General features: G+C 33.9%; 30 protein-coding genes. 15 read left to right on the top strand and 15 right to left on the bottom strand.

Annotation, left to right across the window (positions count from 1 at the left end; genetic code table 11):
* The first annotated feature begins 293 nt into the window (after positions 1-293).
* The 3 genes from NBT05_RS01265 (at position 294) to NBT05_RS01255 (ending at position 3,290) form a co-directional block, all read left to right on the top strand.
* Entirely contained in the window at positions 294-1,898 is a 1,605-nt protein-coding gene (locus tag NBT05_RS01265; RefSeq protein WP_265771609.1) for a sensor histidine kinase, read from the top strand.
* Positions 1,899-2,299: 401 nt separating this feature from the next.
* Positions 2,300-2,710 carry a response regulator gene (locus tag NBT05_RS01260; protein ID WP_265771608.1) on the top strand — a complete coding sequence of 137 codons (411 nt, stop codon included), beginning with the start codon at positions 2,300-2,302 and terminating at the stop codon, positions 2,708-2,710.
* Between the two features lie 34 nt (positions 2,711-2,744).
* Positions 2,745-3,290 carry a biliverdin-producing heme oxygenase gene (locus NBT05_RS01255; RefSeq protein WP_265771607.1) on the top strand — a complete coding sequence of 182 codons (546 nt, stop codon included), beginning with the start codon at positions 2,745-2,747 and terminating at the stop codon, positions 3,288-3,290.
* 360 nt (positions 3,291-3,650) lie between these two features.
* On the opposite strand, the gene NBT05_RS01250 is transcribed toward NBT05_RS01255, so the two are convergent.
* Complete coding sequence (locus tag NBT05_RS01250; RefSeq protein ID WP_265771606.1) at positions 3,651-3,803, bottom strand: hypothetical protein; 153 nt, start codon at positions 3,801-3,803, stop codon at positions 3,651-3,653.
* 7 nt (positions 3,804-3,810) lie between these two features.
* Positions 3,811-5,175: an NAD-dependent succinate-semialdehyde dehydrogenase gene (locus NBT05_RS01245; RefSeq protein WP_265771605.1), complete on the bottom strand. Its 1,365-nt coding sequence runs from the start codon at positions 5,173-5,175 to the stop codon at positions 3,811-3,813.
* Positions 5,176-5,341: 166 nt separating this feature from the next.
* Here NBT05_RS01245 and NBT05_RS01240 point away from each other — a divergent pair, with 166 nt between their 5' ends.
* From NBT05_RS01240 to NBT05_RS01230, 3 genes are read left to right on the top strand one after another with little or no spacing between them, the layout of a single operon-like run.
* Positions 5,342-5,692, top strand: a complete 351-nt coding sequence (locus NBT05_RS01240; RefSeq protein ID WP_265771604.1) for a YtxH domain-containing protein — start codon at positions 5,342-5,344, stop codon at positions 5,690-5,692.
* Positions 5,692-6,051, top strand: a complete 360-nt coding sequence (locus NBT05_RS01235) for a hypothetical protein (protein WP_265771603.1) — start codon at positions 5,692-5,694, stop codon at positions 6,049-6,051. The genes NBT05_RS01240 and NBT05_RS01235 overlap by 1 nt, the downstream gene beginning before the upstream one ends.
* Before the next feature lie 8 nt (positions 6,052-6,059).
* Entirely contained in the window at positions 6,060-6,263 is a 204-nt protein-coding gene (locus NBT05_RS01230) for a DUF6327 family protein (protein ID WP_265771602.1), read from the top strand.
* 146 nt (positions 6,264-6,409) lie between these two features.
* On the opposite strand, the gene NBT05_RS01225 is transcribed toward NBT05_RS01230, so the two are convergent.
* From NBT05_RS01225 to NBT05_RS01210, 4 genes are all read right to left on the bottom strand, one after another.
* Positions 6,410-6,880 carry a hypothetical protein gene (locus NBT05_RS01225; RefSeq protein WP_265771601.1) on the bottom strand — a complete coding sequence of 157 codons (471 nt, stop codon included), beginning with the start codon at positions 6,878-6,880 and terminating at the stop codon, positions 6,410-6,412.
* Between the two features lie 51 nt (positions 6,881-6,931).
* Positions 6,932-7,447 (bottom strand): Dps family protein, encoded by a 516-nt coding sequence (locus tag NBT05_RS01220; protein WP_265771600.1) that lies wholly within the window; start codon positions 7,445-7,447, stop codon positions 6,932-6,934.
* A gap of 273 nt (positions 7,448-7,720) precedes the next feature.
* Positions 7,721-8,326 carry a DUF2652 domain-containing protein gene (locus NBT05_RS01215; RefSeq protein ID WP_265771599.1) on the bottom strand — a complete coding sequence of 202 codons (606 nt, stop codon included), beginning with the start codon at positions 8,324-8,326 and terminating at the stop codon, positions 7,721-7,723.
* A 3-nt stretch (positions 8,327-8,329) separates the two neighbouring features.
* Positions 8,330-9,622 (bottom strand): DUF2254 domain-containing protein, encoded by a 1,293-nt coding sequence (locus NBT05_RS01210; protein WP_265771598.1) that lies wholly within the window; start codon positions 9,620-9,622, stop codon positions 8,330-8,332.
* Between the two features lie 203 nt (positions 9,623-9,825).
* Here NBT05_RS01210 and NBT05_RS01205 point away from each other — a divergent pair, with 203 nt between their 5' ends.
* Positions 9,826-10,431: a hypothetical protein gene (locus tag NBT05_RS01205; protein ID WP_265771597.1), complete on the top strand. Its 606-nt coding sequence runs from the start codon at positions 9,826-9,828 to the stop codon at positions 10,429-10,431.
* Positions 10,432-10,527: 96 nt separating this feature from the next.
* Positions 10,528-11,619 (top strand): DNA topoisomerase IB, encoded by a 1,092-nt coding sequence (locus tag NBT05_RS01200; protein WP_265771596.1) that lies wholly within the window; start codon positions 10,528-10,530, stop codon positions 11,617-11,619.
* A gap of 100 nt (positions 11,620-11,719) precedes the next feature.
* Here NBT05_RS01200 and NBT05_RS01195 read toward each other — a convergent pair whose 3' ends face one another.
* Positions 11,720-11,866: a hypothetical protein gene (locus NBT05_RS01195; RefSeq protein WP_265771595.1), complete on the bottom strand. Its 147-nt coding sequence runs from the start codon at positions 11,864-11,866 to the stop codon at positions 11,720-11,722.
* 137 nt (positions 11,867-12,003) lie between these two features.
* On the opposite strand from NBT05_RS01195, the gene NBT05_RS01190 reads away from it, so the two are divergent.
* Positions 12,004-13,035, top strand: a complete 1,032-nt coding sequence (locus tag NBT05_RS01190) for an AI-2E family transporter (protein WP_265771594.1) — start codon at positions 12,004-12,006, stop codon at positions 13,033-13,035.
* A gap of 99 nt (positions 13,036-13,134) precedes the next feature.
* Here NBT05_RS01190 and NBT05_RS01185 read toward each other — a convergent pair whose 3' ends face one another.
* Positions 13,135-13,287: a YqaE/Pmp3 family membrane protein gene (locus NBT05_RS01185; RefSeq protein ID WP_265771593.1), complete on the bottom strand. Its 153-nt coding sequence runs from the start codon at positions 13,285-13,287 to the stop codon at positions 13,135-13,137.
* Between the two features lie 22 nt (positions 13,288-13,309).
* Positions 13,310-13,525 (bottom strand): DUF2945 domain-containing protein, encoded by a 216-nt coding sequence (locus NBT05_RS01180; protein ID WP_265771592.1) that lies wholly within the window; start codon positions 13,523-13,525, stop codon positions 13,310-13,312.
* Positions 13,526-13,746: 221 nt separating this feature from the next.
* Between NBT05_RS01180 and NBT05_RS01175 the strand changes: the two genes are divergently transcribed.
* Complete coding sequence (locus NBT05_RS01175) at positions 13,747-14,196, top strand: ferritin-like domain-containing protein (protein ID WP_265771591.1); 450 nt, start codon at positions 13,747-13,749, stop codon at positions 14,194-14,196.
* A gap of 161 nt (positions 14,197-14,357) precedes the next feature.
* Here NBT05_RS01175 and NBT05_RS01170 read toward each other — a convergent pair whose 3' ends face one another.
* Positions 14,358-15,422: a helix-turn-helix transcriptional regulator gene (locus NBT05_RS01170; protein WP_265771590.1), complete on the bottom strand. Its 1,065-nt coding sequence runs from the start codon at positions 15,420-15,422 to the stop codon at positions 14,358-14,360.
* Positions 15,423-15,661: 239 nt separating this feature from the next.
* On the opposite strand from NBT05_RS01170, the gene NBT05_RS01165 reads away from it, so the two are divergent.
* Complete coding sequence (locus NBT05_RS01165; protein WP_265771589.1) at positions 15,662-16,375, top strand: SOS response-associated peptidase; 714 nt, start codon at positions 15,662-15,664, stop codon at positions 16,373-16,375.
* Positions 16,376-16,625: 250 nt separating this feature from the next.
* On the opposite strand, the gene NBT05_RS01160 is transcribed toward NBT05_RS01165, so the two are convergent.
* Positions 16,626-17,645 carry an AraC family transcriptional regulator gene (locus NBT05_RS01160; protein WP_265771588.1) on the bottom strand — a complete coding sequence of 340 codons (1,020 nt, stop codon included), beginning with the start codon at positions 17,643-17,645 and terminating at the stop codon, positions 16,626-16,628.
* Positions 17,646-18,019: 374 nt separating this feature from the next.
* Here NBT05_RS01160 and NBT05_RS01155 point away from each other — a divergent pair, with 374 nt between their 5' ends.
* The 3 genes from NBT05_RS01155 (at position 18,020) to NBT05_RS01145 (ending at position 18,986) form a co-directional block, all read left to right on the top strand.
* The gene (locus NBT05_RS01155; RefSeq protein WP_265771587.1) at positions 18,020-18,184 is read left to right on the top strand and encodes a DUF1328 domain-containing protein; all 165 of its coding nucleotides are present in this window, start codon (positions 18,020-18,022) and stop codon (positions 18,182-18,184) included.
* A 32-nt stretch (positions 18,185-18,216) separates the two neighbouring features.
* On the top strand, positions 18,217-18,396 hold the full coding sequence (locus tag NBT05_RS01150) for a hypothetical protein (protein WP_265771586.1): 180 nt from the start codon (positions 18,217-18,219) through the stop codon (positions 18,394-18,396).
* 248 nt (positions 18,397-18,644) lie between these two features.
* Positions 18,645-18,986 carry a hypothetical protein gene (locus NBT05_RS01145; RefSeq protein WP_265771585.1) on the top strand — a complete coding sequence of 114 codons (342 nt, stop codon included), beginning with the start codon at positions 18,645-18,647 and terminating at the stop codon, positions 18,984-18,986.
* Positions 18,987-19,145: 159 nt separating this feature from the next.
* On the opposite strand, the gene NBT05_RS01140 is transcribed toward NBT05_RS01145, so the two are convergent.
* Positions 19,146-19,568 carry an arsenate reductase family protein gene (locus tag NBT05_RS01140; RefSeq protein WP_265771583.1) on the bottom strand — a complete coding sequence of 141 codons (423 nt, stop codon included), beginning with the start codon at positions 19,566-19,568 and terminating at the stop codon, positions 19,146-19,148.
* Between the two features lie 182 nt (positions 19,569-19,750).
* On the opposite strand from NBT05_RS01140, the gene cls reads away from it, so the two are divergent.
* The gene (cls, locus tag NBT05_RS01135; protein WP_265771582.1) at positions 19,751-21,181 is read left to right on the top strand and encodes a cardiolipin synthase; all 1,431 of its coding nucleotides are present in this window, start codon (positions 19,751-19,753) and stop codon (positions 21,179-21,181) included.
* A 32-nt stretch (positions 21,182-21,213) separates the two neighbouring features.
* Here cls and NBT05_RS01130 read toward each other — a convergent pair whose 3' ends face one another.
* From NBT05_RS01130 to NBT05_RS01120, 3 genes are all read right to left on the bottom strand, one after another.
* Positions 21,214-21,990: a DUF6268 family outer membrane beta-barrel protein gene (locus NBT05_RS01130; protein ID WP_265771581.1), complete on the bottom strand. Its 777-nt coding sequence runs from the start codon at positions 21,988-21,990 to the stop codon at positions 21,214-21,216.
* A gap of 164 nt (positions 21,991-22,154) precedes the next feature.
* Positions 22,155-22,970: a phosphatase PAP2 family protein gene (locus NBT05_RS01125; protein WP_265771580.1), complete on the bottom strand. Its 816-nt coding sequence runs from the start codon at positions 22,968-22,970 to the stop codon at positions 22,155-22,157.
* Positions 22,971-22,990: 20 nt separating this feature from the next.
* Complete coding sequence (locus NBT05_RS01120; protein ID WP_265771579.1) at positions 22,991-26,698, bottom strand: metallophosphoesterase; 3,708 nt, start codon at positions 26,696-26,698, stop codon at positions 22,991-22,993.
* Between the last annotated feature and the right edge of the window lie 9 nt (positions 26,699-26,707).

Genomic DNA, 26,707 nt, shown 5'->3' with positions numbered 1-26,707 from the left:
ATTATTACTTTATTACTTATTTAATTATCTCTAATGCGATTTATATTAATTATAATCAAACTTAAACAAAGGTATACAAACAAAGGTGTCTTATTACACAAATGATACTTAGTTTTACCACATATCAGTAAAAATGTGCTAATATCAAGTCTTTTTTTGCAGAACACAATTAGTCTTTTATCTTTAAAGATTCAAAAGAGGTTCCGATCGTTATTACTTAACTATATCAGATAATTTTCTTGCGTTTTACAATAAATGATCTTAAGAATAAAATGATTGGTTATGAATAGATTATGGTAAAATTTAATAAAGTACTTCCTGCAAATAGCATTCCTTCGGAACAGAAATCTTTAAGTTTTTTAAACGATATTCTTCGTAAATCGGATAATTTTATCTTCTTTCTTATTCCGGCTAAAAATACCACTTTTCCGGTAGATTTTAAATTGGAATTTATTACCCAAAACGTAGAATCCATTATCAAAAAACCCTTAGCGGCTATACAGGGTAAAAATTTATCTGAGGTTTTTCCGGTAATTTATGAAAATGGAATTTCTGAAATATTAGTTTCTTGTTTTGAGAAAGAAGGATTAGAAATTCCTTTTGAAAGGGAACTGCGTTTTTGTGATAAAAAAATCTGGTTACAGTGCAACGCCATTCGGTATGATAATGGGATTGTGGTTACCGCAAGGGATATTACTACCTTAAAAGAGTCCGAAAGGAAACTAAGAGAACTAAACAGACAGCTGGATTATCAAAATACCATATTAAAAGATGCCGAGATGATCTCTAAAACGGCAAGTTTTAGATGGAACATCACTAAGAAAAAATGGATTTTTTCTAATAATATTAAAAACTTATTTGACTTAACTCCGGAAAACGAACATCTTCTGGAAGAAGGTATCTTCGGATTGATGAATACGGCAGATCGGGATGAATTAAAAAAATTAATTCAAGCGCATAAGTATGACGATCAGCTTCCTTCTTTTAACTTTATCAGTAAATTCCAAGGTTCTCATATAAAGCATTACACACTTACCGGTAATTTTGTGCCTACTTTGGACGGGCAAATGATGCTGGGGGTACTTAAAGATATTACTCAAATTGTACTGGATGAACAAATTCTGGTAGAAAAGAATCAGCAATTGTTACGTTCTAATGAAGAACTGGACTCCTTTAATCATATTGCGAGTCATGATTTACAGGAGCCCTTACGTAAAATCCGAATGTTTATCTCCAGGGTAAATAGTATGGATCAAAGTGATATTTCAGAAAAAAGTAGGGCGTTTTTATTAAAAATAGAAGACTCTGCAGACCGAATGCAATCCTTAATCCGGCATTTACTTACGTATTCAAGGATCGGTAAAACCGAAGTTGTTTTTGAGAAAGTGGACTTACGGGTAGTTATTAAGGAGCTTATACATGAGTTTGACGAACGAATAGCTAATACAAACAGTAGTATTGTCGTAGGACATCTACCGGTAATTATTGGAATTCCGTTTTTAGTAAAGCAATTGTTCTTTAATATTATTTCTAATGCATTGAAGTATACAAAACCTGGAGTACCTCCTGAAATATTGATAAAATCTCAAAAGGTTCCGGCTTCAAAATTAAAATCTTTAACGATAAAAAGCAGGTATAAGTCCTATATGGAAATAAGTTGTAGTGACAACGGAATTGGTTTTAAACAGGAATACGCTGAAAAGATTTTCTTACTGTTTCAACGATTGCATCAAAAAACGGAATATAGCGGTACTGGAATAGGGCTAGCCATATGTCAAAAGATCATGAATACACATGAAGGCTTTATCCTGGCAAAATCAACTAAGGGAGAAGGCGCACAATTTTTTCTGTATTTTCCTGTAAAAGATGATGGGCAGGTAACTAAAAGAAAAAAATAAATGAATAGAATTACAATAGTTGGTTATTGCAATTATTTTAAATATTTTTAACTGCTATTAAAAAGAAAGCTACTATCATTCAGTGGACTATTACTTTTATAATTAGTGATAACAATACTTTTAGACAAATTTTATTATAGAAGTGGTTTAAATTTTTCTGATTGAAGCGAAAAATAGGTATTTTTTGCTTAATTGAAATCATTTTTCAGTTGCATAGCCGTAGCTATGGAACTTAAAAATGATAAAAAGTAAGTGAAAAAGAACATTTTGCAGCCAATTAAGGAAAGTTTAAACAACTTCATAGTTTATAAATTAAACAATAGTAAGAATAATGATGTCCTTGACATGAGCATGATTTATCAACATGATTATTCTTGTTTAAATTAAAAGGAAAAATATAAATGAAAAACGCTTACATACTTTCTATTGAAGACAGTCGTACGGATATAGTTTTGATGAATAGAGTTTTTAATAAAGAAATTCCGAATTGCGAAGTAAAATATATTGAAGATGGCGAATCTGCCGTAAAGTTTTTTGAAACCAACCAATTTGTAGAAAATCCTCCTAAATGTATTCTTCTGGATATCAAGTTGCCTAAAATGAATGGGCTGGAAGTATTAAATTATTTAAGGAATAAAAAGAAAGTCAAAAACATACCTGTAATTATGTTAAGCTCATCGGATCGGCCTGAAGAAATTAGTGAGACCTATGAATTAGGTGGAAACAGTTACGTTGAAAAGCCAAAAGATTTTAAAGATTTAAAGCAGAAACTACCTGAAATTATTAATTATTGGCTAAATTTCAACAAGTAAAAAAGTACATTTCTTATTTAATCTCTCTTCTAATATGCTGGATGACTTAAAAAGGGCTACCGCTGCTGCACATGAAAAAGCAGAAGAACACAATCCGGCACGTCATATTATTGATCATAGTATTACTGAAAATCAATATCATAAGTTATTAGCACATAACTACCAAGTATATTATGCCGTTGAAAAGTTTGCCGATAATCATAAATCAAAACTACCTGAAAAAGTACAAAACCTTCTTTCTTTTAATAAAACTGATCGCTTAAAAAATGATTTGGAATCACTGGGACAAAGCGTAGCAGAAATTCCGGATATTGACCTTACGATTCCCGCTACAAGAGCTTCTATCATTGGGGCACTTTATGTAATTGAGGGTTCTATGATGGGAGGGATGTTAATCGCCCGCCACTTAAAACAATGTGATCAACTGTCACAAAAAGAATCTAAATTTTACGGGGGTAAACCGCAACAACATGTACAACGCTGGCAACAATTTAAAGATAGTGTTGTAGACGAAAATTTTACAGATCAGGAAGTGCAGGAAGCTATCAAAAGTGCTAATATCATTTTTAAGTTGTTCTAATTTTCATTTAACCCAAATAGAAATCAACCCTGTTTAAGGAGCACTATTTATCAATTACGGTTTTAAAAATTTAAAAAGAGAATGAGGTCGTCTAAAAGGCAATTGTATTTCATTAGTGTCCGGTTAAAATAAATAAAAGTTTAGAAAGCATAGTAAAATAAGGTAATTCCAAACTTTAAAGTATTTAGGGGATGCTATTTTACCTTTTTAAAGGTAATTTGTTTTTCAATATCGATAATTTTATAATATTGATTTTCAATACTATAATAATTAGTTTTGATTCTTGGTTCTAGAAGTGATAGCAACCTGTCCGTCTACAGGCGAATCTTGAATCTTTACCGGACACTAATGATTATATCCCTAAAACCATTCAAAAAACATCCCGGAGATCACTACTCCTATTACTAATAACACCAGAACCACAATTGTAAAGCTGGTACCAAAAATGGTTTTCTTATTTTTCTGAAAGATAAAATCTTCTCTGTTTTCTTCTTCTTCTTTTACAAATTTCATGATATTTTTATTTATTAATGTATACGGTTTTATGATTTACAAATTCTAATATTCCTTCTTTTGAAAGCTCACGCCCAAAACCGGAATTTTTAGTTCCGCCAAAGGGTAAGCGAGGATCGGATTTTACCAGTTCGTTGATAAAGAACGAACCATCCGGAATGTCGGATATTACTTTTTTAGCAGCTTCGATATCTTGTGTAAATAGCATGGTACCTAATCCGAAGCTGGAAGTAGTTGCTAATTGTAAAGCAGCTTCTCGATTTTTCACTTTACAAATAGCTGCTACAGGCCCAAATACTTCTTCGTCAAATACGGGCATTCCTGGTTGCACTTCGGTGATAATTGTTGGTGCACAATAGGCCTCTTTATATTCGTTACCTATGATCACTACGGCTCCCTTTTCAATAGAAGTTTGCACCTGATCCTTTATAGTTTCTGCAAATTTTTTATCTGCCAATACTCCGAACGTTGTGTTTTCATCTTGAGGATTGCCGATATTAAATTGTTTAACTTTATCTTTAAATAAGTTTAAAAACTTATCGTAGATAGCTTCCACAACAATAAAACGTTTGGCCGCAATACAACTTTGCCCGGTATTTTGCATACGTGCCTTAACTATGGTATCCATATAAGTGTCCAGGTCTGCGTCTTCCCAGATGATACAAGCATTATTTCCTCCCAGTTCCAGGACGGACTTTTTCAAATTTTCGGCTGCTAGAGAAGCTACTGTCTTCCCTGCCTTTTCACTACCAGTGACACTTACGGCTCTTACTACCGGACTTTTGATCAAATCAGCAACCTGATCGTGAGAAGCCAAAACGGTTTGAAAACAATGCTCCGGATATCCTGCTTCTTTAAATAAATCTTCTATGGCAATAGCACAACCCGATACAATATTTGCATGTTTTAAAATAGCTGTATTCCCAGCGGTAATGGTAGGAATAGCAAAACGAAATACCTGCCAGAAAGGATAATTCCAGGGCATCACTGCCAGAATGCAACCCAAAGGTTCGTAGCTGATAAAACTTTCATTAGCATCTGATGCTACGGATACATCGCTAAGGAATTGCTCTGCATTATCTTTATAATAAGCAATTAATATCCCACACTTTTCGATTTCCGCAATAGATTCGGTGATGGGTTTTCCCATTTCAAGCGTAATCAGTTCGGCTAGTTCTTGTTTTTTTTCTTCTACTTGTACAGCTAATTTTTCTAAGAATTGTATTCTCTCTGTAATAGATACTTTTTTCCATAAATGAAAAGTGTTATTTGCATTTTCTAACACCTTCTCGATTTGTAAATCCGTAAATAAAGAATAGGTGTTCAGGGATTTTCCATCATAAGGATTGCAGGTTGTAATAGTGGTACTCATAATGGTTAAAATTAACTATCCGTACCTTGCTTAATTAACGCGTTTACAAATAATGTTGATGCTTTTAAAGGGGTAATTACGTCAACATGAATATGGTTTGAGTTAATGAACTGCTTCCTTTTTTTAGTAATTTGTATATGTTTAATCAATAAAATGTAATCAAATTATGAGTGATAGCGGAAGTACCTTTTTAGGATTGCTAGCCGGTACGGCAATAGGCGCAGCTTTAGGAATTTTATATGCTCCGGATAAAGGAATTAATACCAGAAGACGTTTAAATGAAGAAGCTTTATTACGTAAGGATCAACTGGCAAATGAGGCTGCTCATTTAAGAGATCAATTGGCAACCACGGTAGCTTCAAAAAAACAAACCTTAGATGCCAGGGTTGATTCGATCGTACAAGATGCTAGTTATAAGGCAGATGAACTTATCACTACGCTAGAAAGAAAACTTAGTGATTTAAAGGCAAAAAACCGAAAATTACAGAAGAATAACACTGGAGTTACTGAAATCTAATGGGAGTATTTGATTCTTTACATGAAGTTTCGGAGAATGCTATTGCCCATGGTAATGCTTACGTAAAGGTAAGTAAAGCGTATTATAAGCTTAAAACTTTTAAAATTTTAGCCAAATCTGCTTCAACAGGTTTAAAGGCAGTAGTCATCGGGGGTTTGTTTTTATTAGGTTTTATATTCCTGATAGTTTCCGGTACGCTATGGCTAGCCGTTACCTTTGATAATTATCCACTTGCTTTTTTAATCACGGCTTTTACCTTGTTTTTATTAGGTGTTATTGGATACTTACTACGAGGTGCAATGGACAGGGCAGTTATTAAAACTATTTCAAAGGACTTCTTTGAAGAAGAGCATAACTAATAAAAATTATGGTAAGAATTTACACTAGCTTTAAGGATATCGATCAAGACTTAAAAACCCTTAATTTGCAAAGACAGATAGCACTCGAAGAATTAAAGTATACCAAGCATGACTTGCAAGAAAGCGTTATGCCCCCTCAATGGGTAAATACCGTATTAGGATTTGTAAAGAAATACGGTATTCTATACATTATAAAACGAATTTTTAAATAAAAAGTTAGTAAGATTTTAAAGAAGAGATCTTACTAATTGCTAATTATCAGATGACAAACTATAAACGATAAGCCCGCTTTAATCAAGCGGGCTTATCCATTTAAAATAAAACAAAATAGTAATTATTGATAGTTACTCTTTATAGACTATAAAGAAGCAAATTCATTTACTATAAAGAAATCCTTATTTTCTTTATCCGAAAAGAAAATACCTTCTCCAAAAATATATTCTGCCTGCTTTCCATCCACAAGCATAATAAAACCTTTATCTGTAGGTTCAGCCTCAAAGCTATCTGCATTCTCTTCAATATATTTCAATACGATGAACTGGTCTAGCGTATCATCCACCATGTGGTCTACATGTACTAATTTAGTCACATAGTCCGGAGTATCTTCCTGATTATAATTTACCTTCTTCTCATCTTCGTTTTCTAACTTAATGGGCGACACTTTCTTTTTAAAAGTAGTAATTTTATATGGTATAGAAGAGGAACCTTTTTTATAATTAAAGGTATATACGGTTGAGGTGCTTACTTTATCCACCGGCTTTTCAGATGTTTGTCCGTAAGTAGAAAAAACAATAAAAAGCGCTAGAAATACGACGCTAAGATATTTCATAAGTATTTTGTTTAATAAATAATAAAAAATAGTGTTTATTGAAGCCTAGTCTTAATAAGATTTAGCTTGCTCCATAGAAGAAGTTTTTAAAGTATCATTTGTATTTTTATACCAGGCATTAAGCATCCAGCTGAACTTCTCTAATTCTCGAATATAAGCTCCAATCAAATCTATAGTACCTTCATCACCGGCAGCATCTGCTTTTTCAATGACTGTACGCATCTGGTTCAGTATTTTACCATGATCGGTAATTAAGTCCTCAACCATTTCTTTATCTGAAACTAAAGGAGATTTTTCTTTTAAATTTGACATTTCCAGGTAGGCACTGAACTGACTTACCGGATGTTGTCCTAAAGTAAGTACCCGTTCTGCGATTTCATCAACCTTTAACTTGGCATCATCATACATTTCTTCAAACTTTTCATGAAGATCAAAAAAGCTTTTTCCCAAAATATTCCAATGATAACCACGTAATTTTTGATAATATAAATTATAATCGGCAAGAAGGATATTTAGTTCTAAGGTAACACTTGATATTTGTTCTTCGTTTAGGTTTAAATAATTCATAAGTTTTTATTTAGTATTTAAATGATTATTGAAGTTGTTTAAACTTTTCTCAATTGGCTGCAAAATGTTCTTTTTCACTTCAATCAGAAAAGGTTAAATCACTTCATTGTAAAAATAACAAGCCTTAGCTAATGCTATTAACCCATATCATTAGGATATTAATTTAATTATTCGGGAGATATCGATTTCTAAATACGTTTGGCTATAATCACAAACATATTTGAGATTTAAAGGCAGGTTAGACATGCTTAGTATGTAGGAAGGGAGTAGTATTTAATTTTCTATTAAAGGTTCTAGGTTGATATACCGGTAACTAACGGATCCGATATGTTCATAAGCAGTATCCTTCGTCAATAAACGAGCCCATTCAAAGTTGCTCTGTATTTCTTCCTCTTTATATTGAGCCAGAAGGTCTTCGGATAAAAGGATGTATTCGTCAATCTTAATTTTATTTTTTAATAAACGATGTGCAATAATAACATCTTCCCCCATCAATTTTATATTTTTTCCAATAGGTACGGCACTTACCTCATTCCCGTAATGTAAAATGATTTTTAAACCTAATAGGTCCGGAAAGATATCATCGGTTTTATGTTCGTAATTCTTTTTAAGCACTGCCAATTGCTGGTAAAAATCCGTGTAAAATTTACGACATTGATTGACTAAAGTTTCAAAGGTGGGTAATTCTCCCGTTTTATAAAATAGAATAGCATCTCCTTCAATCTCCGAAACTTTTAAGCCAATGGTATTCGCATAAATAACTTTATTAAGTAAAGAAGGGATTACCCTGGCACTTAGCTCAATATCCGTATCGCTCATAAATTGGGTAAACCCGCTAATATCAGGAATACATATAAGCGTTGGTTTTGCTACATCCATAGTTTAATTTTTTGAATCTTCAAATAAAGATAGGATTCGATCCTGATCTGACTTGCTTTCTACGTGTTTTTTTATGGAATCTTTAATATTTTGTAATTCGATCCGGATACTTTGTTTTTCTTCTTTTCGGATATTGGCATTACGGGTAATACTAAAAAGGGAAGCAACCAGGGTGTGCGTGACCAATACATCTTCTTTGCCGTAATGGCGAATGGGTTGAATGACCAGGCGCATAATTTCATCGGTAGCGATATGATTCTGAATTACGATTAAATTTCCATTTTTAACTTTATAAATTTTCTGTAAAGCAATGGCCAGAGAATGTTCGAGGATCCTGGTTATTTTTGCAATGGCATCAATGGCGGTACCGGGGTCGTTAATTCCGGGGGATAAGGCTTTAACCGCCACCTCACTCAATTTAATCAGACCACTCAATACATTATCACCTTCTAAGCGGTCATCAGAATATAAGAGTCCTGCTTTCAATAACTCTCTTTCCTTTTCAGAAAGCGGGTCTTTTACTTTAAGAATGACATTTCCGGTCCATACGTGTTGACCGATATAAGGTTGTACTTCAATAGAGGTAGCTTTATCCTTAATTTCTTTACTTAAAAATCCAGTTGAGAACCCCCTGAAATATGAAGTTTTATCACTGGTAATAGGTATCCAGTTTTTTGTATTTACATTTGCAGAGGTTGCCAGGTAATTATGCTCTTCTGATAGCTTTTTTTTAAAGTTAAAGAGGCTTTTTTTATAAATAGATTCTGTAATACTATCAATTTGAATATTTCGGGAAATGGTATGTATAAAATAAGCAAAAAGGCCAACGCATATAAAGCAAAGCACCGTACTCAGGGTAACAGAAATTCCATGGTTAAATTTTTCTGCCGTATCTGCTCCTATAAACAGTAAAGTAGTAATGCTAAATAGTAAAGTGCCTATGTAGAACCCTAAAATGACCTGGTGCTTTTTATCTGAAATAAGTCCTGGAAGTAATCTGGGTGAAAAATTAGCAGATGCCTGGCCTAATACTACCATTACCATAGAGAAACTAAAGACGGTAAGGGATAATATTCCACCGATGATAATAGATAACGCAGTTCTTGCCGTATCTATATTTTGTATAAATAAATAGGGAGCTTCTTCTTTAATTTCTTTAATAAAAGTTATATCCTCAAGATAAAAAAGTAAAAAGCTAATTATAAGGAAACTAAGGCTGATTAACACTGGAAAGAAAGCAATACTCTTTATAACATGTTTCGTATACTTCTCCAGATATTTATAGAGTTTTATCATTGGTTAAAGGTAGGTCTGACTCCTTATAATTATTATTCCGATACTTTTAAAAGCTAACTTCAAAGCTTTTTTTAGATGACCTCGCTATTCGCAATCGTGTAGATTATAACAGTTAATATTATCGGGAAATGAATACTTCTTCTATTCTAAATTCACATAGGTTTGTATTAAAAAATTAGAAATATAAAATTAAAACGAAAGTTATGAATAAGATTTTAGGAACATTAGCGATCGGGCTATTATTAACAGGTTGTGATATTGATCAGAAACAACAAGCTAAATTACCAGATGTAGACGTGGATGTGGATGCGGATCCGGGGCAATTGCCTACTTTTGACGTAGACTGGGCAGATGTTGAAGTAGGAACCCGAACCACTACGGTAAAAGTACCCAAAGTAGTAGTGGTCATGGAAGAAGAAGAAGTTGAGGTACCTTATGTGGATGTAGATATGCCAGATGCAGATGGTAATAAAGAAGAAATGACCTTAGCAGTAGAAGCCGAAGTTACCGGGAAAGAACATAAAATTGATATCAAAGAAATCGTAGCAACAGAGAAAAATTTGTATGTTTTTTCAGAATTGGAAGAATTGGATCAGGAGATCGGAGATCAAAAATTAAGAGTATCGGATCAGGTAGTATTAAACGCTCCTGAAGACTTAAATGTAAAGTATATTATTAATGGAGAGCGTCCGGACCGAGTCTTTAATTCCAGGTATAAGTATGTTTCGGATATTGCTAGTTATAAGAGTAATCTTAAAAATGGAAAGACAATTTATAAAAAAGACGAAAATAAATTATCATTAAACTAAAATTGATTTTTTAGTTGAGAAGGCTTCTATGTAATAGAAGCCTTTTTTATTGGGTATTAGCACCTCTTTATAGTTTATAAATCGTTTCTTACTTAGATGAATACATCGGTTATAAATAATCCAAAGTTTATAAAAAAATTGATTACCCATCCTGAAGAGGTAATTGATCAATTGGATTTGATTTATGTTAATGATGATAAGCTTTCGATTCTTCGGAAAAAGAAAGATGATGATTTTGAATACTACTTTAACGGAAAGAAGCTGTCTAAAAGTAATGACCTGGATCGTATTAAAAGTCTGGTGATTCCGCCTGCCTGGACTAACGTCCGAATTGCAGCTTTAAATAACGGACATTTACAAGCGGTAGGCCGGGATCTTAAAAACCGAAAACAATATCGGTACCACCCCATGTGGAGTAAGATTAGAAATCAAACCAAATTCTTTAAAATGACCGCTTTTGGTAAGAAGCTACCCAATATTAGAGAACAGGTTGATCAGGATCTGCAATTACCAGGTTTTCCTAAAAATAAAATTCTAGCATTAATTATCAGGTTAATGGAAGAAACTCATATCCGGATTGGAAATGAACAATACGCCAAAAGAAATAAAACCTACGGCCTGTCAACCTTACGTACCCGTCATGTTACCTTAATGAAGAACAAAATGAAGTTCGAATTTGTAGGTAAAAAAGGAAAGAAGCACTCTATTTCGTTAAAAAACAAGAAACTGGTAAAACTTGTCAATAAATGCGAAGAAATTCCCGGGTGGGAATTATTTCAATATTATGATGAAGAAGGAGAAAAGCATAGTGTGGAAAGCGGAATGATCAATGAGTATATTCATGATATTAGCGGTGATCTCTTTACCGCTAAAGATTTCAGGACCTGGGCGGCTACCGTAGTTTTCTTTAATGCTGTCTTAGAACTTGGAATCACTGGTAATGAAAAAGAAGCACATAAAAATGCTTTAATAGGATTTGACACGGCAGCCAAAGAGTTAGGAAATACCCGAAATGTATGTCGAAAATACTACGTACATCCGCACGTTGTAAATTCATATATGAACGGCTCTATTGCAACGTATTTCGACAAGCACGATCAGCTTACGCAAACCGAACCTAATTTTACAGTTACCGAAACCATTATCTTAGAAATGCTATCTTCCTATACCCCGGAATTTTTAAAGTAACTACGGAGTATCAATTTAAAGCGACCTGTCTGTCTGTAGGCAATTCTTAAATTTTTACCGTACACTAATGGGGAATTCAATATAGAAACAAACTGGTAAACTATCGATGGCTTACAGCCTTAGCAGCTCTTTTTTTCTTCAACATTTTATACCCCAAATAGGCAAATTGCATGCCGACCAGGGCAAATTTATATTTTCTTTTACTAAATAAAAATGAGGCTAAACCAAATACGGATGATGATTTCATAATTTAATTTTTTATAAAAATAAGAGGCTTTTAATGCTTATGATAACTGCTTTCCAAATTTTATTAACCGTTTCCATTACAAAAGTTTTTAAGCCGTTTTTATTCTTTACATTTGAATAAATCCAACCAGAATTATTATGAGAAGCATTAGTCCGGGTGTGATCAGACAAGTCTTTATTCTATCCTTAATATTTTTAATCGGATGGTTAATTTTTCGTGAGATTTTACCCTATCTCTCTGGTATTCTGGGAGCAATTACCATATATGTATTGCTAAGGGGTTGGATGGTAAAGCTGGTACAGAAAGGTTGGAATGCAGACCTTGCCGCTATTACCTTATTATTAGTTTCTTTTATCGGAATACTAGTTCCGGTAGTAGCGATCATTCTAATGCTTGGAAACAAGGTGGGTAACGTAGTACAGAATTTCGAAGAGGTAGCACGTGCGGTACAAAAACGCCTTTCTACTTTTGAAGATAAAGTACATTACGATTTAAGTAGTTCTATAGATCCGGGTGCTATTGCCAACTGGCTTTCCGGTAACTTGCAAAACTTTGCGGGAGGTACATTCAATGTATTTATTTCTGTGGGAATCATGTATTTTTTACTGTATTACATGTTTACCAATCGCAGTCAGTTAAGGGAGTCGCTATTTGAATATATACCAATCAATACTGATAACTTAAAGATTATTGGTAAAGAAAGTCAAAAGATGGTACGTTCCAATGCATTAGGTATCCCTACGGTAGCTATTGTACAGGGGATTGTCGCTTTAATTGGCTTTCTGATCTTTGGGATAAAAGATCCGTTTTTCTGGTTTGTTATTGTAACCGTAGGTAGTATGATTCCTTTTGTGGGAACAATTATCGGAATTTTACCTGTATTTATTTTAACCCATTCATCTGGTGAAATTTTTAGAGCCTGGGGAATTTTAATTTACGGATTAGTAATTGTAGGATCTTCGGATAATATTGTACGTCTGTACGTATTACGTAAACTAGATAATGTACACCCTATTATCACCCTTATCGGAGTAATTGTCGGAGTACCTTTATTTGGTTTTATTGGATTAATTTTTGGTCCGCTTCTAATCAGTTTATTCTTGATTGTAGTACAGATTTACAAATCAGAATATGGCAAACCAGCAGCAAACGGCGCAGAAGAATTGTAGCAGTTCAAAAACAATATTGTCGGCTATAAAACAATAAATCCGAACCTGCTGTGAGCAAACCCGGATTTATAATGAGTTATATCTTTACTTACCAATCTATCAATCGTTCACAATAAACGCATGGATTACGCCCGGAAGCCATCCTATTGCGGTAAGAATTAAACTGATTAAAAATGTACCGCTTAACCCGTGTTTTAAAAACACCGCCAGGGGTGGTAAAAGAATATTTAATACTACTGTAGTAATTGCCATTTCTGTAAAATTTAGTTTGTTTTTAATTATCTGCTCGTTCTACTTCACTTTCACTTTTTAAAACATAGTCTCCATCTTCTTGCTTAATATATAAAGCTTTATCTCCTTCTTCTCCGTTTCGGGTTACATCATTGCCATCTATAGATTTTGTGACCTTCTTTGTATATGTTTTTTGTACTTTACCTTCGGCTGTACCATTCCCCCAGTTCCATTTTACCTTTGTTCCTTCCTTGATCATAATCGTAATATTTTATAATTAAAGTTTAAAGTTGCGTAAAAGAGAAAGAAGGATAACTCCCATTCACAAAAAATACTATCTCATATGCTAACTACTTGTCTTAAAAATAACTAAGATAACGTTAAATGTGGATTTGAGTTAAGTTATAAGGGATAAGAACGCATCAAGCCTTAGGGGGATGCTTATTTTTACTCTGAATAACAATAATAAATAATAATATTATGGAAACGTATACGGAAGAAGTAGGATCAAAGTTAAATGAACTTTTAGAAAAGACCTATGATGCTGAAAAAGGTTTTAAAAATGCAGCAGAAAATATTGATAATTCATCCTTAAAGGGATATTTTGAAAGAAAAGCAAAAGAACGCTATGATTTCGGACATCAATTAAAGTCCGAAATAAGAAATATGGGACAGGAAGTAGACAAAGGTGGAAGTGTAACCGGAAGTGTACATAGAGCCTGGATGGATGTAAAAGCTTTATTTAGCGGAGACAATGAAGAATCTATGCTGGAAGAATCCATCAGAGGGGAGAAAGCAGCTATTGAAGAATATCAAAATATATTGAATGAGACTACACTGCCAGGGAGTACCAGAACAATCCTAATGAATCAGAAAAGTCAAATTGAAAGCGGACTTAATAAAATTAAAAGATTAGAAGATGTGCACTAGAAATTAGTGAAGTCATATATTGATAATAGAAACAGGTTGTTTAAAAGCATATATTTTAAACAACCTTTTTTTTATGAGTAGATATTCCTGACTAGTCATCCGGTTAATTTAGAACGAAATATATATTTATAAGTTAATAAAGCAAGAATAGTACTTAAATTTTATAAATCAGCAGCCTTTTTTTCTTCTAAAGATCGTAGCAACATTGCTCTTTGTACTTTTAATTTATATTCTTTAGGACTGTAGTTGTATTTCTTTTTAAATATTTTACAAAAGTAACTACGACTGGTAAGACCCACTGAATATACTACTTCAGATATGGTTAAATCCGTATTTCGGATAAGGTCTTCTGCTTTTTCCAGGCGGATGTTTCTAACAAAATCAGATACGGTCCGATCAAACATAAATTTAAATCCTTCCTGTAGCTTGGCAGGTGATAAGCCCGAGGTTAGGCAAAGTGATTTTATGGAATGTTGTAATTCAGGTTGTGCTTTGATGTCTTCACAAACCTCCGTAATCTTTTTAAGTTCTGTTTTTAACAAACCGCTGGTATTTTCATTCTCATCAATCTCTGCACAGAATTTTTCGATATGTTGTGCTAGTATTAGATAATACCTTCCTTTTTGAGAAAGAATTTCGGCAATTTCATTAGAATGTTCTACCTGAATTAATAACTTAAACTGTTCCGCTATCTTTAAACTAAAAGTTCCCGCATGAAAATATTTATGCTTTTCTCCGATGCCTTTTAATAATTCCTGTATTCTTTGGTCAAAATGATTTACATCTTCATCAAATTTGATGAAATATTCACTTTTGTCTACAAAAATAACGTTGAGTACAAAATTTTGATCTTTTTGTACAAAAATCCGACTAGGTAAACCTTTATCACAATGAGAAACCGCAGTTTGATACTGATCAATACGAACAGCCTGATCATGGTCTTCAAATTTATGAGTAAAAGAACCCTCCATGCAAAACATGAATTGAAGCGTTTGCCCTTCTATAAAATTAAACGGTATTTCTATGTTTGATTTTAATGTAAAATTAAAATCAAAAGTTTTTAATCCCGAACGTAAATTTATATAACGAATTTCCCCGGTGCCGATAGACGGATCGAGGTATAAAATATAGTGTTCGCCTACCTGTTTAATTTCACCCGGAATAATTTTATTAAGATTGGTTAACCTTTTTGGAACCGAGTTGATATGTGTGATAGTAGTATCCATAATTTTATAGTTTTATTTTACCCGTTAATTATCAGGTTTATACAAACAACATCTTTTACAAATATAACATCTTTATAAGTCGCCCTTTAATAGAAATGAGCCATTATATGCCAGTAATCGGGAATTGTTAAGAAAGGACAGGATTGTAGCACACAAATACCCGTTAGAGTTATTTAATCATTTCATTGAAGCAACTTTTAAAAGGTAATAATCCGAAATTGCAGATTCAAATAAGCCTTATGTATAATAAGTTATCAAATACAGCTGAGCGAGAGGTTATAGAGGGGGAGTTGAAGATAGCTTTTAAATTCCCAAATCTCTATCAACCCGAGGTGATCATAGAAGGTTCTGATGAGTCTATATTGGTGGTGGTAACTTCAGACGAACCTAAAGTTATTAATTATGCAATCTGGGGCTTATTACCGGCTAATTATAAAGAAGAATGGTCAAATTTTCAATCGGTTTTTAACTCCCTTACCGTCGATCGGGATGAAGTAGTGAGTTCTGCATTGTATAAAGATTCTTTCTATCATCGTAGATGTATTGTAGTAATTACCGGATTTTTAATCTCTCATTTACATGATGGGATTATTCACCCGTATTTAGTTTATCATAAAGAAGAAAAACCTTTTTGCGTAGCTGGAGTATATACTACCTTAGAAGATGGGTTTATCACCTGTTCCCTTGTCATGAAAGACTCATCACATGTAGTTAGTAAAATCCAGAATCTTAATAAAACGATGCCGATAATTTTAAATAAAAGTCAACAAAAAAAATGGCTGGATAAAAACACTGCTTCCCGGGAGTTGTTAGATCTTATGGATACCGGTTCGGATATAAAAAACTTTAAAGCGCATCCCATCGCAAAAGAGTTTATTAAAAATAATATCTCTTTTGAGTCCATACTAGAACCGGTTTATTATAAAGGTATCCCAGGAGATCCAATGCGTTAATTGCAGAGATTCAAAATTCTTCTATGTTAATTTAGCTATACATAAAGCATAGTTTAATAAGGTAATTCCAGACTTTAAAGTATATAAAGGTTATTTTTTGAAAGTATTTTGTTTTTTGACATGAATAATTTTATAACACTGGTCCTTAATATTATAATAATTTGTCTTGAATTTTGATTCTAGAAGTGATAGCAATCTTAATTCTTCACCAGATTCTATATAACATAAAACATATCCGCTACTAACAACTTTACTTAACTTTAATTTTCTTTCTGTATTCCGTAGGTAAAATACCATATCGCTCTGAGAAAATCTTTGAAAAATAACTTCTGCTCTTAAATCCTATTTTATAGACGATTTCAGAAATAGAATCATCCGTATTTCGTATTAAATCCCGGGAAACTTCCAGTTTTAATTGCCGGATATACTCATTAACGGATTTTGAATATAAAGTTCTAAATCCTGCCTGTAACTTTTTGGAACTTAATCCGGATTCCATACTTAGCGTAGAGATCGTTAAAGGTTCTGAGATATTATCAATAATATAACCTGCCAATTGATTAATTTTTCTAATATCCGTTTTAGACAAAGAATCCGGTAACGATTGTCCGCTCTCAAAATTACTTTGTTCCAGCATTTGCATAGCCAGGATCAGATTAAGTTGTCCTTCAATAGTTAGGGTGCGGACAATACCCGTATCATAATTTTCTTGTAATTGCCGAATTTGATCTGCAATTTTTAAGTTAAAATTACCTTGGTGTTTATAGGGCTTACCACTAGAATCATCTTGAAAAGTACTGTAAAGGCTTTCACTTAAAAACGAAAGGTTGTTATTTTTCTTTTTAAAGTATTCATTCCGGATGATATAAATAAAATTAACTTTTACATCTACACTTTTTGGAAAAATATAAACTTCCTTCTCCTGTTTTTCCGGTGAGATGATAATATTTTGATAACGTTCCAACTCATAGGGTTGATCGGTTGTCTTATAATAGTATTTTAAATTTCCTTCAGATATAAAAACGAACTCAATAGGATTAATTTCTCCGATTTGAAATATTAATTTTAATTCTTCCTTAAAATTAACATCATAATCCACCAGCGAAATCCCCCAGTCAAAAGCTATACTACGGATAGTACCGGATCCCCAGTCATTTTTGAACTCCAATACATACTCTCCCCATTGTTCTTTTAGATTTCCATGCAGATGTTGATTTAACTGTTCTAAAATTTCAGCTCCATCTACACTATGAATCTCTATTGTACGCATTTTTTAAAGTAAGAATTTGATAGAGTACAAAGTAATTAGGTTTTGAGTTAATCAGATAACATATTTGGAAGCATTACTAACAATTTTGCGCAGATACTTACCATAAATGGGAAGATTTTATGAAAAATTGATAATTGTTAGCTATTAATTTTTTGATTTTTAATTAATTAAATAAAATTCATCAATAATGTCAATTTTATATAATTTCAATCAAAAGAGCACATAAAACTCTTAAATTATAGTATAAACGTTTTATAATCAGTCGGTAAAGGAGTTAAGTTTCCTATGGATGCGGTCAAAAAGTATGATCTCATTTCCTCAATTTTGTAGAGTAGGTTTTAAGAGTTAAAACCCAGTAATTAAATTTATTTATTATGTTACGTTGGACTGTTATATTTGTAATTCTTGCGATTGTTGCCGCTGTGTTCGGTTTTGGAGGAATAGCTGCTGGTGCTGCTAGTATTGCAAAAGTTTTATTCTTTATCTTCTTAGTACTTTTCGTATTATCCTTGATATTCGGTAAAAAATTAAGAGCCTAAACTAAGGGCTTGCTAACTATAAATTCTATATTATGAAAAAGCTATCAATGTTTTTTACGGCTTTATTTTTTGTATCTCTGGTAAGCGTAAGTTGTAGAGATCAAAAAACTGCCGGAGAAAAAGTGGAAGACGCAGTAGAAGATACCGGAGACGCTATTGAAGATGCTGCAGAAGACGCAGAAGATGAAATTGAAGATGCTACGGATAATTAAACAATATTAAGAACATGTAGAGATTGTTAGAGCGTAAGCAGATGTCGGAATGAAGTAGTGGAATTTACCACCATGAACTTTAAGCAATCTCTACATTATTTATCGTTTTATGAAAAATAAATACAATCAATTTTTTGATAAAATTAGAACCCGGGAATTAATTGAAACCTCAATTGTTTTATTTTACGGGTTGGTTACACTGTTGAGTGTATTTGTAATTTCAATACTATATAATTAAAAATAAAAATATGGAAACTGTACCTGAAAGACACGAGACGGAATATATCAAAGAATATGTTAAAAAGGGCTATACTCATAATTTTAGAGTGCAGGATAATGTTTTAAAAAGCGGTGATGCTGATAAAGACTATCAGTCAAATGAAATCACTATTGTAGCGGAGCATCGTTTTGAAGGAATGACTAATCCATCAGATATGTCTATTCTATATGTTTTAGAAACAAATGATGGAAATAAAGGAACTGTGTTAGTTGCTTATGGTCCTACTGCTGACCTGGAAGTGGCTGAATTTTTTAAAGAAATTCCTAAGGATCAAATTAACGATTCAACACAACTGCAATTAGAAAGATAGGGTATCAAATAGCTGCTATCTTCCTTATCAGCTAGCTTTATAAAGCTATCCTCAAAAGTATATAACTATTAAAATAAAAACTGTCTTAAAAATTTATAAGACAGTTTTTTTATTTAGTGAAATAATCTACGGCCTAGTGGTAAATCGATCAAAAGCGTACTATTCCAGATGTGGCTTCTCAGGATTACGGTCAATTCCAGCACTATCAAATTTTAAATACCTGGCAACATCAGAACCATTTTCTAACTTAATAAAGTCATGACCTACAATCAGGATACCACCATGCACTACTTCTGGAGAGTGGTCTAAAACTTTAATCCAGTCATTGGCATCCAGGGAGATGTTTTTATCATATTTTGAAGTAAAATCCGGGTGTTCTTTATTAATAATATCTTCTAATTTAATGTTTAGATTATGTGCTATTTCAACCCACTCAGTCCCCGTTAATTTAGTTTCTGCCGTATCAATTAGCCTGATATCTCGTAAAGCCGTATCTACATAGCCTCGGGCATTTTTACCTAGATACGTATTAGAGTTATAAATTAAAGTAATTTGATTTGCATCTACAGCTAGTACACCCATAATTATTTATTTTTTAAAGTAAAATTAAATTAAAGCGTAATTAATTTTGAGTTCTAAGGCTTCGATTGTTAACACTAAAACGGTAGGATTTCCAATTTGCATTTTAAAATTACTACATTAGACCAGTTTTAATAGCTATGAAGATTTCAAGTAAGAAGTAACGTTTCTAATACGATTTATCAATGGGTTTTATCATTTTAGTAACACTACATGTATTACTAATTCTGCTATCGTTATTTCATATTGTATTATATGGTTCCCGACCGGTTAAATCCCTAAGTTGGCTACTTTTAGTCATATTGCTACCTTTCTTTGGGGTGATGTTTTATATTGTTTTTGGTATCAGTCGAAGACGTTCCGGTATTTTCAGGTTAAAAGAAACCCGAAAGCGATTAGCTTACGATAAAAAGTACCGCAACCTGGACGAAGTAGAAGCTGAAGACATACACCTTCCAAATGCGAAAAATGAAAAGTTGGCCCGGCTTATTTTAAATAGTACTAGTTTTCCGGTATACGATGGTAATAAAGTAGATGTATTGTTGGAAGGAAAAAAAACCTTTGATATTATCTTCCAGGAAATGGAAAAGGCTACACACTTTATTCATATACAATATTATATATTTGAAGAAGGGGATCTACTTAACCGGGTTTATAATATTTGTAAAAAAAAGGCAGCAGAAGGAGTTGAAATCAGAATTTTATATGATGCCATCGGTAGCTTTTTTCTTCGGAAGAAAAAGATTAAAAAATTTCGTGATTTAGGAGCAAATATCTACACTACCATGCCCCTGCATTACGGTAGCTTTTTATTTACCTTAAACTATCGGAACCACCGGAAAATTATTATTATTGACGGCAAAGTAGGATTTACCGGAGGCGTGAATATCTCAGATAAATATATCCGTAAATTTTCGCATCTAGGGATATGGGATGATACTCATGTTCGCCTGGAAGGTCCGGTGGTAGGGAGTTTACATAAAGTTTTTATAAAAGACTATTATTTTGCCAGTAACTACGAGAACCTATGTAGAGAAGAATATCTGCCCCGGTTAGAAAAATTCGGAGATAAAAAAGTACAAATTGTTGCCAGTGGTCCGGATTCTATACATCCGTCCATTATGCAACAATACCTAACCATGATTAACCTGTCCGAAGAAACCATTTATATCTCCAATCCTTATTTTATACCTAATAGTGCTATGCTGGAATCTTTACGAATTGCGGCATTACGTGGAGTAAAAATTAAGATTTTGGTACCAAAACATTCTGATTCCTGGTTGGCCAAAAATAGTATGTTTTCTTTCTTTCAGGAAATGTTATCCCTAGGTATTGAAATTTATCTGCAGGAAACTGCCTTCTTACACAGTAAATTAATTATCGTAGACAATGATATTACCTCCATAGGTTCCGGAAACTTCGATCACCGTAGTTTTGAACATAATTTTGAAACCAATGCCGTTATTTATGATACAACAGTGACCGAACGAATGCAAAAAGAATTTCTAGAAGATTGTAAAAACGGAGTACAACTTAATTATGATCAGTACCAAAACCGAAAATTAACACAAAAGTTATCCGAAGGAATTGCCCGGTTCTTTAGTCCGCTTTTATAGCCATCTTAAATCTTTACCGTGTATTAATGATCCTAAATCTTAAACCGAATCCCAGTTCTAAAATTAAAAGTATTTACCTCATTTACCGTTAAGACATCTTGTTGATCTTCATCTCGTAACCGGATATCATTGACAAAGGTATGGCCTACGTAGGTGTAGAATATTAAGTGTTTTGTAAAATTGTATTGATAGCCTACGCCTCCCCAGGCAATGGTCATAGAAATACTATTGGCAACTTCCTGAGTTTCCGGTATAAGCTGGTTGCCTTGAATATTGCCGTAAAACCCGTCAAGCGTGGCAAATGCCTGTAAAACATTCTTTTTATTAATGGTATATACAAGATTAGTTTTAGGAATACCTATCGCATAAGACCATTGGGGATGAAACTTTTTGTAATAATTTAGAAAGGGCAGGGGGATAGGTATTCCTGCCGTAGTGGCATATCGCAACCCAAAAATTAACCGCCAGGCGGTTGCCCCAACTTGTTTAGTCCGGTCTTTTAGAAAAAAAACAGATCCGCTGAATAAAACATCTTCTTTGATTATTTTTCTTTCTTCAAAGTTGGAAGCAATTAAAATACCACTTCGCACTGCAAATCGCCAGTCCCTTTTCATTTTAAAGGTATATCCCAAGGTAACATTAAAAGAGGAAAACCGGTTGATATTATCCGTAGAAAAACTGGTTTCATCCTCATAGTCAAAATCTACACCACGGTATTCAAATCCTGCCACCAGGTAACTCCCTTTATCATCTAGCTTAATAGGAAAATTAAGTAAGCCTCGAATACGCTGAAAAGAATTTTCACTCATATTTTGTGGAAAATAAGTGTATTCTAATCGAGCTAAATCTGTCAATTGTCCATGGCTAGAACTTGTATAAAGAAGTAGTAAAAAAAGAACAGGTATTAAGCGCATGACAACTAGGGTGGGTTATTTTCTAATATTTTGTTAAGTTAAAGAAAAATTATAATAATTTAAAAACGGTAGGCCATCGTTACTGCTTGGTACCTTCTGCCAACACTTGGAATCAAACTAATATTTTTATTAGTTTTTCTATGTAATCTAGGGACAAAAATACCACTTGCTGCACCGATAGCATAACCTAGAAGTACATCACTTAAGAAATGATTCCCGGATTCTATCCTAAAATATCCTACGGCCGCAGGAATAACCGCTGCTGCTGCCCAGATATAAGGTTTCGCTTTGGAATTAGGATAAAAATCGCTATAAACTTGTGCAGCAAAAAAGGTAGAAGCTGCAGAAGCAGCTACATGACCACTGTAAAATGAGCGCTGGCTATCTCCTTCCAGTCGTTCACTCAATTCTAATTCATCGCTATATACCTTAGGTCGGCTTCTATTTACTAATCCGGCTGTAATAGAAAACATAGCAGCTGTAGTAGATAAATTTTCTAATAACATCACGGATATTTGACCGGTATGATTATTCATCTTATCGTCAAATAATAAAATAAAAGGAGTAGCAAAAGATGCATAAAAAGGAATATCACTAATAGTACTGGCACTTTCTGAATAATTACCGGCAGCCCAGCGGTCAAATCCATTAATATCGTCTTCATTTAAACTTTCAAATTCCTGTTGAGTAAGATCATCCTTATTTTGGATCAAAATCAAACCGTAGGCACTTAAACCAAAACCTGCCGTTAACCAGGCACCATCTTTCCAAAAATCAGTTTCATAAGGAGAGGACACTTCCTGTGCATATGAACTTGAATATAGAAAGGTAATGACTAGAATTAACCGAAATACTGATGGAATATTCTTTTTCATATCTTATTTATTGAATTGATTTAAAATTGAAGTTTAAAACCGGCAGATAAACGGACATCGTCCTGACCGGTAAAAATATTTAAAGTTCCGCTAATTGCATTGGTACTGTTTAACCAGAAACCACCGCCTACATCTGCATGCCAACTATTATCTTCCGGAGTATTATCCTGCCAGACCCTTCCGACTCCGGAACCTACAAAAACCCCAATTTGCAACGGAATCAAACTGGTCTTAAACTGACCAAAACTGTATCGAACATCTGCATTGGCTGCCAGCGAAGTTTGTCCGGAAAAACGCTGTCTTCTATAACCTCTTAGTAAATTTTCCTGACCTAACTGCGCAGATTGAAAGAATTCATAATTCTTGGTAATATTAAATTGAGAAAGGGCTGCTGTCTTTAAAACCCATCTTTTATTACGGCTTAATGCATTGTAAAAGCCTAAATAAGGTTTAATGTACCCAAAGGTTCTGTCCGTATCTTCCAGGTTAGTTTTACTTCCGGCAGAAAGTTCGAATTTCATCCCCTTAGACGGATTAACCAGCAGGTCATAACTTTCGTATCGATAGGTAATATTAAACCCTCCGAACCATTGCCGATTAAAAATTCGGCTATTTTCGCTAAAGATGTTAGATTCAGATAAAAAACGTCCTGGCGTACGTTGTATTTCGATACCTTCTACGGATGCCATATAACTAAAATAACTCCCGAACCTACCAGTTTTTTCAAACCCAACGGTACCGCCGTATGTACTCATTTGAACCCGGTTAAAATCTAACCCAAGTTCATCCTGATTATTTTCCGTACCATTCCCGAAACCAAAAAAGTTTTCAGCAAAATTAGGGTTCGTATAAACTCCTTTTACAACCAGGTTGTAATTATTAAGCACTCCGGCAAATTTACCGGTATAACGAATGTCAAAACTGGAAGTTGCCAGGTAGTAGCCAATACCTAAAGAATGTTGTTGGGTAAACGGATTTTTATAAAAACCTTTATACGTAAAAACATCGGTAACCCCAAAGAGTAAACCATCGTCCGGATTAAACCCAATATTAGGTAAAATCATATTTACTTTAGAAGTGCGCTGATCTTTATTAAAATGGTTAATGCTGTAATTATCGGTAAATTTAAAACGGGCACCTCCCTTTTTTTGAACAGTGTTGGGCTTACTTTTGTAATCATAAACTCTAACTCGTCTTCCTTTTTTAATGTTATACACATCGTTATTCTGACCCCCGATAATTCGGATTTTAATAGGATTGTCCGGTTTTCCTTTTACTTCAAAAACATCATCGTCATCTAATCCGTAAATCCATAATTCTTTAGTAACAGCACGATCATAAATACGCTGACTTACCGTATCTGCCGGTTTATTATCTTTAATTCTTCGTACAATTACTTCGGTTTTTCCATTTTTCATTCGGATAATTTCAAAGTAATCATCTTTATCCGTACCCCAAATAATTCCCAGTTCAGAAACATAGTCATAATACTCCATAGCAATAGAAACAATATGATTTCTACGGCCTTTTAATTTCTTTTTTACCCGTTCGGCTGTTTCACCTTTGGCAGCTTCAGGTAGACGTTCAAAAGCTTTGTCAATAGCTTTATCAGACAAATTTTTTTGGATAAATTCAGCTTGTTTTTTCCAGTCTGTCGCGGTGGTACTTTGTAATAAATTCCGGTCAAGCCGAAGTGCGGAAATGTTTAACCATTTGACATCATCAACTTCTTCATCATATACCTGAAATTGTTTCGCAAATCCCATACTACCTTTTAAAGCTCCCAGAAAAGCCCCGTCAAAATTAGAAAATGCCTGATCCCGGTCCCGTGGTATGGGTTTAAATATATGATCTCCGTTTTCTAACTCAAATTCTGCCCAGCGCCATTGGTCTTCATGACGATCCCAGTCTCCGATTAACATATCAAATATCCGTGCTTTGATATATTCATTTTCATCGACTTTATATTTTTCGTCCTTGCGTAAACGTTCAAAAACATCCTGCGTACTTTCAATATCATCAGGTGTTCCGAAGCTTTCCAAATCCAAATGACCTTCTTCCGGACGTTCTTCAATCATATACAATTCATCCCCGTGATCTTCATTAAACTTACCCAGTTTTTTTTGCTTTGGTAAATAAATCAATCGGGGGTTGGTATGGTATAACCCAATGGCATCAGATAAACCTGGGACTACGGTAAAAGCATAGGGATGTGCAGCCGTATAAAAATCCTTTAAAATCCGTTCAGAAACTGTGTTCTCTAAGGATTCTTTTACATAATTCTCTTTAAATAAAACAGCTTGTAAAAAGAGTACTCCGCTTTTTTTAAGTGCTCTAAGGTTGTATTCTTTACCTTCTTTATCCTGTAAACGTAAAGTTCGGGTTTGATGTCCGCCCCCTCTTCTTACCACTTCCAGTCCTCCGTAAAGTGTATCCAGAAGGGCTACCGGAACTTCGACATCAGTCCCATATAATTCTCGGTAATGATCTCCCCATATTTCTTCATACACTTTAGAGCGTTCCGTACCTTCTTTTTCATACACCGAAGCTTTTACCGTGGCAGTAGGAGGTAAGGCAATAGTATCTGTATTGAATTCTCTATTTTTAGGATATACTTCTACTTCAAAAACCGGATCAGGTTCGTTATTTTTACTACTGAAATAAGTGGCATAAGAGGATCCGTCTTTATAAATGTCCAGACGAACAAAACCTTGACCTCCGTAAGCAAACTGGCTGTATTTACCTAGAGCAGCATACGAATTTTTGGCTCCTGCTCCGGAAACAATCTGGCGTACCCCGTCCTTTACATTGTATTGTAAGGAATGTTCGTGCCCGGAAGCAAATATGATCTTTTCACCTCCTTGTGCTAAGGTTTCCAGGCGATTAATTAATTTTTGGTACTGTTTATTCTGAGTATCCTGACTAGAAATACCCCCGGTAGTCCGAATTAATGTAACCAACGAAGCCAAACCAGGCAACGGAATCTTTCTTTGAGAGGGAAACAGGTGTTTAGACATCGCAAATTTACCTCCATGTACACCATAAGTATACAAAGGATGATGAAGGGTAAAAAGAATGGTTTTGTTTTGATTTTTTTTAAATTCACTTTCAATTTCCAGAAATAAAGCTTCTCTGGTTTTAATCTCTGGGCAGTTATCATTGATGGTAGGGTGTTTGTCCCAGTCTTCCAGGTACCACTGAGAATCTAAAATGATTAACTGAATATTATCAGAGACTTCAATGCTTTGTAATGCACAACCATTCTTTGGTTTAAAAATGTTCTTGTCTTTAATCTGTTTATTGAGGTATTTTTCTTCTCTCGCTAAACCTTTAAGGCCTTCGTTGTACCAATCATGATTACCCGGTATAAAAATAACTTCTCCTTTAAAGTTTTTAACCGCCTCTGCTTGCATATTTAAACGATGCTCTGCTATGCTACGGTCTTTTGCCTCTTTTTTGGGCATACCATCCGGGTAAATGTTATCTCCCAGAAAAATAGTGTAGTTCCCTTCTTGTTTATGTTCCTTAAGGTATTTTTCCAAAGCTAGTAAACCTGGTGTACTTGCTCCTTCCTGCGCGTACCCTGCATCACCAATTAGGTAAAAGGTTTTCTCTATTTCTTTAGTAGTATTTTCAGGTTGCGGGGTATATACTTCCCGGTATTTAGGTTCGTAAGAAGCACAACCTAAGAGAAACAAAAAAAGTATTATGGGGACTAAAATTTTCAAACTTAAAGG

Origin of the sequence: Aquimarina sp. ERC-38 (assembly GCF_026222555.1) — a bacterium.
GTDB lineage: Bacteria > Bacteroidota > Bacteroidia > Flavobacteriales > Flavobacteriaceae > Aquimarina.
The sequence above is the reverse complement of the archived record's forward strand: the minus strand, read 5'-3'. Positions and strand labels throughout refer to the sequence as shown.